A 7,007-nucleotide genomic window follows, 5' to 3' on the forward strand; every position below is an offset into this window, starting at 1 on the left:
GCCCTGCTGGTCAAACTCCTTGCGAAGTATCTGTCCAACGCGCCGACGAACCCGCGGGTCCCTCAAAACTGATTTTTCCGATTCCCTCGATCGAGGGAAATTCACACTATCTAGCGTCGAACCTACCTGCAAACACTAAATATAGTATTAACAGACAATTTATTCAAGCCCGACAATTGTCCCTATCGTCCCCAACCGCCCCACAATCCCAACGCTTCCGCCGGCCTCGTAAACGGGCGGAAATGCGAGCAAAAACGCACATAATCCGGGAAAAAAGACCGGGCTCAGAACTTTCCGGTCGCACTCTCAACAGGAGCACATGGCCTATAAAAGGCGACTCGTTTTGCGCCGTCAAGGATTCGTTTGCGTAGCTTTTGTGACCCCAACATCTTGTGTGTCACATATGTGGATAACGGGGATAGAATGCAGGCGCGGATCACGATTTTCCGCGCGCAAGCTTGCCCGGGCGTCAGCCGTAATGCAGCCGGGGCTTTGGCTCGGTGCCGGTGAACTGCACCCCGATACGGTCGTTGCGACGCCAGCGGACCTCGCACCGATAGGCAATGCCGTCGAGCGGCACATAGAGAAGGAACCGATCTGGGACCCGGGCTTCGAGCGGTATCTTCAGTTCGGCGCCGCCGTCGTGCTGGTTGCGCAGCGTGCAACCGACTTCCGAATTCGAAATTCCGGTGATGATCGACCCACCCTTGAGCACGCGCGGACGATGCTCGCGCTGGGGGTCGTCGGACTCGTTTGGAATTGGATTTGCGGGATTCGCCATCGATCAAAAATACCAGAGCTGCCGAATCCTACCCTTGATTCCTTAGCAAAGCATTCATGTCGAAGCGCGGCAACGCGTGTCTAACCTTAGCAAGCCAGTTCCGTTTTGCAAAGAGAGCGGTGTGGCCGCCCGTCAGGAGAAGCTGTGCGGGTCGGCGCAGAAATAGGCGATGATCTGGCAAAGGTCGGGTTCGTTGACCATGCGCACCGCTTCGCTCGCACGGACCCATTTGCGGGTGCGTGAGTGTTTTTCCTTCCAGCGGTCCGCGACTTTGTCGACATGCAGTGGAAACACCAAGACCTCGCACGGCACTTCTTCGCCGGAAGCCAGGACCTTGGCGTAGAAGTAACGGCCGGCTTCAAGATGAGAGACACGGCCGCGCAGCCCGGCCTCCTCGCCGGCTTCGCGCGCCGCGGCCTCGCAGAGCGGCTCCCTGGCCTCTGGCCAGCCCTTGGGCAATACCCAGCGGCCGGTATCGCGGCTGGTGATCAGCATGATTTCGACGCCGTCGCCCGTGTCGCGCCAGGGCAGGGCGGCAACCTGCAGGCGGCACGGCGCCGTGCCGAAGAGCCGTCGGACCCTTTCGGCCAGATGATTGTGTGTCGTTGGCCTCGTCAACATCGAAGAAGCTAGCCCCAGCCTCCGGAATCGTTTGCCGTCTCACGAATCTTACGGCTAATTGTCGGCAATAAAAGTAAAAAATTTCATTCGCCTGGCCGATTTCCGCCAATAGATGTCGATTTCGCAAAATATCCGGCCCTGCCGGACCTGTTTGCGAAAGCAATCATGCCCGGGTGCAAGCTGCTGGTCTGTAACAGGCAGGTAGTTGCGAATCAGCCGGCGTGGTCGTCGGCGATCGGCTTCTGGTAGGTGAAGCCCATGTCCCACGGGAAATAGATCCAGGTGTCCTGGCTGACTTCGGTGACGAAAGTATCGACCAGCGGCCGGCCTTTCGGCTTGGCATAGACGGTGGCGAAATGCGCCTTGGGCATCATCGCGCGCACGATGCCCGCCGTCTTGCCGGTGTCGGTCAGGTCGTCGATGATCAGCACGCCGGCGCCGTCTTCGGCGAGCAGGGCAGGGGTGATCTCCTTGAGGACCTGCAGCTGCCCCTGGCTGGTATAGTCGTGATAGGAGGCGACGCAGACCGTCTCGATGACGCGGATGCCGAGTTCACGCGAGATGATCGCCGCGGGGACCAGCCCGCCTCGCGTGATGCAGACGATCGCTTTCCATTGTCCCTTGTTGGCGCCGGCAAGCCGCCAGGCGAGCGCCCGGGCGTCGCGATGGAATTGGTCCCAGGAGACCGGAAAGGCTTTTTCGGGAAGGGACATGTCGCGCACTCCACAGCACGCGGGGATCGCGCGCAGGAAAACAGGGGAATGCGCGCGGAATTAGCTGGAAAGCCCCCATCTTGGCAAGAGCAAGGGGCCTTGGCAAAGGCAAGGCCCAGCGATCGCTGTGGACCTACCGCGACAGGAACGCCGCCACCGGCGCGGTGCGCAGCACGCTGCGCGTCACGCCGCCGAACAGAAGCTGACGCAGCCATGAGTGGCTGTAGGCGCCGAGCACCAGCAGATCGGCGCCGGTTTCCGCGATTCTGGTCTGGATGATGTCATCGACCGAATTGCCGCCCGACTGCTGCACCGAGACGCTGACGGTGGCGCCGTGGCGCGACAGCGCCGACGCGATTTCGGCGCCGGCGGCCTCCGGGCTGTCGTCGAGCGTTTCAGGAGGGTCGATAACCAATATGTCAGTCTTCTCGGCTTCGATGATGAAGGGCAGCGCGTCGAAGGCGGCCCGCGCCGCTTCCTTGCTGCCGTTCCAGGCGAGCAAGACGCGTTTGAAGGTGGTGATCAGCGGACCCTCGTGCGGCACCACCAGCACCGGCCGGCCGGCATCGTAGACCAGCGTGTCCACGTCCGCGCTGGAATCGCCGCCCGTTTCGCGCTGCGCCGCTATGATCAGGTCGGCGGCCCGCACGCTCGAAATCCCGGTCAGCGCGCTGTCACCCGAAAAGCTCTCCAGGCTTCGCCACTCGAAGGAAAGACCGGAATCCTCGATATGTCTGAGAAACAGCGCCTTTAATTTCTCGGCCCGTTCCCGGTTCATATCTGCCGAAACCTGCAGGAATTCGGTGTCGGGAAAGCCTGTGGCAGAGGTGTAGGGCACGGGAAGCGTTTCGGCGTGGATGCCGACCAGATGGCTCTGGAACCGGGTGGCGAGCGGAATGGCGCAGTCGAGCACGCGCTCGGCGTCCTGCTCGTTCTGCAGAATGGCGACGATGGTTTTGAATCGCATGACAATCCCTCGATTTACGAGCTGGTGAACTCGTGCCGGGGAAACGTTGCAGCGTCGTGCTTTGTTCCGGTCTGGACCAGATCAGCCGGGATTGCTGGCGAAGCCGGCGACCATCGCCTCGACGTCGGCGCGGGCGGCGTCCAGCGCCTCCTGGTTGCGGGCACGCACGACCAGCTCGGTCCAGAACTTGCCGTCGCCATATTTCGGGTAGGAGCCGATGATCGTATCGGGATGCGCTTTCTGGATATCACCCAACGGCCCGCCGATGAGGCCTTCGCCGAACGGGCAGGGGACGGTCGCCGAAAGCATCTTCGTGCCGGCCTTCAGCGTCGGCACGACATTGTCGAGCATGGCCTGGAAAATCGATGGCACGCCGGCCATGACGTGGACGTTGCCGATGCGGAAGCCGGGCGCGACCGACACCGGATTGTCGATGAGATCGGCGCCGCGCGGCATCCGTGCCATGCGCTTGCGGGCCTGCGTGTATTCGATGCCGCGCGCGGCATAGCTTGCTTCCAGCATCGCATAGGCCCGGGCATCGTATTCGCAAGGCACGCCAAAAGCCTTGGAGATGGAATCGGCCGTGATGTCGTCATGCGTCGGACCGATGCCGCCGGTGGTGAACACATAGGTGTAACGGCTGCGCACGGCATTCACCGCGGCGATGATCTCCTCTTCCTCGTCAGGGACGACACGCACTTCCTTCAGGTCGATGCCGATTGCCGTCATGATGTCGGCGAGATGGCCGATGTTCTTGTCCTTGGTTCGGCCGGACAGAATCTCATCGCCAATGACGAGCATGGCGGCGGTCACGATTTCAGGCATGGATGGCTCCGGCAAGGCGTATGGCCCGGGAAGGCGAGTGGTCTGAGATAGCGCGGCGCGACGGTAGCCGCAATGTCATCTTCGCGCCGCCAAGGCGGCCGATGACGTCAAGGATCTAGGTTCGAACCGTTCGAGGGAATAGGGCGCATGCAGCAATTCGTCGTCCCGGAGCGAACCGCCGCGTTCATCGAGCGCATCGCCGGCCGGGCTTTGCTGGTCAGGGCCTCACCTGAGCCTCACGACAATTTCAAGGAACCATTCGGCTGACTACCGGGTTTTATGAGTGTCGCACCAAGGCGGCGAAGATACGGAGTGATTCAATGGTTACAAAAATTCTCGCAGCATCTGTTCTGACGATCGGTCTCGCAACATCGGCGATGGCGCAGTCACTGGACGACAGGTATTCCAACAATCGCGACTGGTGGCTATTCGGCAACAACGATCAGACAACTGTCGATCCCTATACCACGGGAAGCATCAGTGACGGCTCCGGGTTGAACACCCAAGGCAATACCGGCGCGATAGGCCCATGTGCCCACAACACGCCAGGCCCGGACGCTAACGCAGGGCAAAACGTCAACGATCAGTATTGCGGCAAATAGCCAGAACGCGATTTCCGAAAAGCGGATACCGATTTTCTGGAAAGCCATGTTCAAGGGGTAGTCCGCGAGGCCAATCGCTGGCCGCTGGCGCGTCCTCTCTCCGGACGGCGCTGCGGTCGGCGCCTGCCGGACCGCTCAACATCAACCGCGATACCGAATTAATCTGACACTTCCGTCTGCGGCCGGTCGCGGCCGTCGGCCAGTTCCTCGTGCCATTTGCCTTCGGCGTCCTCATACTGGATGCCGTCGGTCGCTCCGGCGACCTGTTGCTCGGCCGAGGCGATTTCGGCCGCACGCAATGCGTCCTGATGCGTGGGGAACGTCTCGGAAAAGGTCGCTCCGACCTTGTAGGCCCAGCCGCCGTCATGTTCGACGATTTTGTAAGTCAGCTTCGCCATGGAAAACCTCCGGTTGAAAGGTCCGTCTGCTCAATGCAGCCGGTCGTCGGGCAGTCTGTCGTCGGGCACCAGCACTTCCGATTCCTTGGCGGCTTCAATCAGCGCCCGGCGCGCATCTGCTGTCGAACGATAACCTTCCAGCACTTTGAGGCAAGTGTCGAGGGCATCACGATGGCGCGGGCCGCGATTGAGCGGCCACACCGTCATCAGGCACTCCGCGGCTTCCTGGGCGCTGCGGATGTGGCGATATTTGCCGACGTGGCCAAGTTCGACGACGACCGGCACTTCAAAAGGTTTGTTGTCCATCATGGCCGCAACGCAAAGCAGCCAATTTGGTTGCAACCATGGCCGTCAGCCTGCGCCCAAACGTCTCAGAGGCTGTTTGAAGGCTCTACACCTGCGGTCTGCGGCGCAACCGGCAAGAATGCCCTGAACAGGGTTCCTCCCAAGCCCAGCCACGCCCACTCCACGCCAACAGCTTGCGGACGGAATAGCAGCGAAGCACCGTCAGGCCGTCTGGAGGCAGGAGGGCGCGCGTGTCGGGAGCGCGGACCGTTCAGCCCGTCGCCTTCATCCAATGCTGCATCGTGGTCACCGAACGGGCAAGCTGCGGCGCCGGGTGAATCGTTTCGCTGAATGTGGCCGCCGCACGCCATCCCCAGCGCGGATCAGCCAGGAAGGCCCGCGCCAGCGCCACCATGTCGGCGCGGCCCTCGGTGAGGATCGCTTCGGCCTGCTTGGGGTCGTCGATCAGGCCGACGGCACGGGTCGGAATATCAGCACCCTTGCGCACCGCTTCCGCCAGATGCACCTGATAGCCGGGGCCGGTGGGCAATTTCTGCAACGGCGAATTGCCGCCGCTCGAGCAGCAGAGATAGGCAACGCCCTCATCCTTGAGCGCTTTGGCCACTTCGATCGCGTCCGCCACGTCGAAGCCGCCATCGACCCAATCCATCACCGACAGCCGCGCGCCGAGCATCAGCTTTGGCGTAGCCTTGCGCACCGCCTTGGCGATCTCGACGACAAGACGCATGCGGTTTTCCAGCGAGCCGCCCCAGCGGTCCGTGCGCTGGTTGGACAAGGGCGACAGGAACTGGAAGATCAGATAGCCATGCGCGGCATGCAGTTCGATGAAATCGAAGCCGGCGCGTTCGGCCCGTCTTGCGGCTTCGGCGAAGCGCTCGATCAGTTGCAGGATCTCCTCGTCCTCCAGTGCGTGCGGCACGTTCCAACCGGTGTCGTAGGGGATGGCCGAGGCGGAGACGGTCTGCCAGGGATCCTCATTTGGCTGCAGTGGCCCGCCGCCTTCCCACGGCTTGCGGTTCGAAGCCTTGCGGCCGGCATGGGCGAGTTGGGAGCCGAATTTCGTGCCGGGTGCGGCGACGCGTCGTGCGGCGTCCAGTGCGCGGCGAGCGGCGGCCTCATTGTCTTCGGAATAAAGGCCGAGGCAGCCATGGGTGATACGCCCGCGCCGCTCGACATCGGTCATCTCGACTGTGACCATGCCGGCGCCGGACATTGCGAGGTTCATCCAGTGATGGAGATGCCAGTCACTGGCCGAGCCGTCGTCGGCGGAATACTGGCACATCGGCGCGACGGCGATGCGGTTGGGGAAGGTGAGGCCGTCGAGGGTGATCGAATGGAAAAGCGACGCTGTCATGAGAAACTCCGGGAGGGTTCGCAGCTATTTAGGCGACCGATGGCGCCTGCGCCAGACACGAGGCGGTGAAAGGGGTTCTGGACCAATCACTGACGGGATTGCCGAAATGCCGGTTCGCGGATACGCCTCGGCAATGCATGGCGCCCAAAAGTGGCCCGGTTTGGGAGAGCGACATGCATAAAACAGGAGCATAAAGCGCGACGCGCTTTTGCATGGAGACCACGATGGAAGATCGTATTCGCGTCCGTTCGGAGGAAATCCTCTCCGACGACTGGGCCGTCCTGAAGAAGACCGTCCTCGACTACCGCCGGCGCGACGGGCAGTGGGAGACGCAAATCCGGCAGACCTATGATCGCGGCGATGGCGCGGTGATCCTGCCTTACGATCCCTCGCGCTCGACCGTGCTTCTGGTGCGTCAGTTCCGCTATCCCGCCTACGTC

Annotated in this window: 9 protein-coding genes and 1 pseudogene; 2 read left to right on the plus strand and 8 right to left on the minus strand. The window is 62.0% G+C overall.

Annotated elements, in window-relative coordinates:
• Positions 1 to 469 precede the first annotated feature (469 nt).
• The 5 genes from EOC06_RS20740 to EOC06_RS20760 form a co-directional block, all read right to left on the minus strand.
• Positions 470 to 781 (minus strand): PilZ domain-containing protein, encoded by a 312-nt coding sequence (locus EOC06_RS20740; protein ID WP_127322526.1) that lies wholly within the window; start codon positions 779 to 781, stop codon positions 470 to 472.
• A gap of 132 nt (positions 782 to 913) precedes the next feature.
• Entirely contained in the window at positions 914 to 1,402 is a 489-nt protein-coding gene (locus EOC06_RS20745) for an NUDIX hydrolase (protein WP_023810435.1), read from the minus strand.
• 212 nt (positions 1,403 to 1,614) lie between these two features.
• Entirely contained in the window at positions 1,615 to 2,115 is a 501-nt protein-coding gene (gpt, locus tag EOC06_RS20750; RefSeq protein ID WP_057145797.1) for a xanthine phosphoribosyltransferase, read from the minus strand.
• A gap of 133 nt (positions 2,116 to 2,248) precedes the next feature.
• Positions 2,249 to 3,082 carry a universal stress protein gene (locus tag EOC06_RS20755; protein ID WP_127272270.1) on the minus strand — a complete coding sequence of 278 codons (834 nt, stop codon included), beginning with the start codon at positions 3,080 to 3,082 and terminating at the stop codon, positions 2,249 to 2,251.
• An 81-nt stretch (positions 3,083 to 3,163) separates the two neighbouring features.
• Entirely contained in the window at positions 3,164 to 3,907 is a 744-nt protein-coding gene (locus tag EOC06_RS20760) for a competence/damage-inducible protein A (RefSeq protein WP_128308671.1), read from the minus strand.
• A 320-nt stretch (positions 3,908 to 4,227) separates the two neighbouring features.
• Between EOC06_RS20760 and EOC06_RS20765 the strand changes: the two genes are divergently transcribed.
• Positions 4,228 to 4,509, plus strand: a complete 282-nt coding sequence (locus EOC06_RS20765; RefSeq protein WP_084016230.1) for a hypothetical protein — start codon at positions 4,228 to 4,230, stop codon at positions 4,507 to 4,509.
• Between the two features lie 158 nt (positions 4,510 to 4,667).
• On the opposite strand, the gene EOC06_RS20770 is transcribed toward EOC06_RS20765, so the two are convergent.
• The 3 genes from EOC06_RS20770 to EOC06_RS20780 all read right to left on the minus strand — a co-directional run bounded on the left by EOC06_RS20770 (position 4,668) and on the right by EOC06_RS20780 (position 6,567).
• The gene (locus tag EOC06_RS20770) at positions 4,668 to 4,907 is read right to left on the minus strand and encodes a DUF2188 domain-containing protein (protein WP_013532013.1); all 240 of its coding nucleotides are present in this window, start codon (positions 4,905 to 4,907) and stop codon (positions 4,668 to 4,670) included.
• 30 nt (positions 4,908 to 4,937) lie between these two features.
• On the minus strand, positions 4,938 to 5,216 hold the full coding sequence (locus EOC06_RS20775) for a DUF982 domain-containing protein (protein WP_013532012.1): 279 nt from the start codon (positions 5,214 to 5,216) through the stop codon (positions 4,938 to 4,940).
• 247 nt (positions 5,217 to 5,463) lie between these two features.
• Positions 5,464 to 6,567, minus strand: a complete 1,104-nt coding sequence (locus EOC06_RS20780) for an NADH:flavin oxidoreductase/NADH oxidase (protein ID WP_128308672.1) — start codon at positions 6,565 to 6,567, stop codon at positions 5,464 to 5,466.
• A 224-nt stretch (positions 6,568 to 6,791) separates the two neighbouring features.
• On the opposite strand from EOC06_RS20780, the pseudogene EOC06_RS20785 reads away from it, so the two are divergent.
• Positions 6,792 to 7,007: pseudogene (locus tag EOC06_RS20785) on the plus strand (GDP-mannose pyrophosphatase); the annotation flags it as partial.

The organism is Mesorhizobium sp. M7A.F.Ca.MR.362.00.0.0, assembly GCF_004023175.1.
Taxonomy (GTDB): domain Bacteria; phylum Pseudomonadota; class Alphaproteobacteria; order Rhizobiales; family Rhizobiaceae; genus Mesorhizobium.

What these genes read in the sequence shown, in the direction of transcription:
- EOC06_RS20740 (WP_127322526.1), bottom strand. Translation starts at nt 781, where the DNA reads ATGGCGAATCCCGCAAATCCAATTCCAAACGAGTCCGACGACCCCCAG.
- EOC06_RS20745 (WP_023810435.1), bottom strand. Translation starts at nt 1,402, where the DNA reads ATGTTGACGAGGCCAACGACACACAATCATCTGGCCGAAAGGGTCCGA.
- gpt (WP_057145797.1), bottom strand. Translation starts at nt 2,115, where the DNA reads ATGTCCCTTCCCGAAAAAGCCTTTCCGGTCTCCTGGGACCAATTCCAT.
- EOC06_RS20755 (WP_127272270.1), bottom strand. Translation starts at nt 3,082, where the DNA reads ATGCGATTCAAAACCATCGTCGCCATTCTGCAGAACGAGCAGGACGCC.
- EOC06_RS20760 (WP_128308671.1), bottom strand. Translation starts at nt 3,907, where the DNA reads ATGCCTGAAATCGTGACCGCCGCCATGCTCGTCATTGGCGATGAGATT.
- EOC06_RS20765 (WP_084016230.1), top strand. Translation starts at nt 4,228, where the DNA reads ATGGTTACAAAAATTCTCGCAGCATCTGTTCTGACGATCGGTCTCGCA.
- EOC06_RS20770 (WP_013532013.1), bottom strand. Translation starts at nt 4,907, where the DNA reads ATGGCGAAGCTGACTTACAAAATCGTCGAACATGACGGCGGCTGGGCC.
- EOC06_RS20775 (WP_013532012.1), bottom strand. Translation starts at nt 5,216, where the DNA reads ATGATGGACAACAAACCTTTTGAAGTGCCGGTCGTCGTCGAACTTGGC.
- EOC06_RS20780 (WP_128308672.1), bottom strand. Translation starts at nt 6,567, where the DNA reads ATGACAGCGTCGCTTTTCCATTCGATCACCCTCGACGGCCTCACCTTC.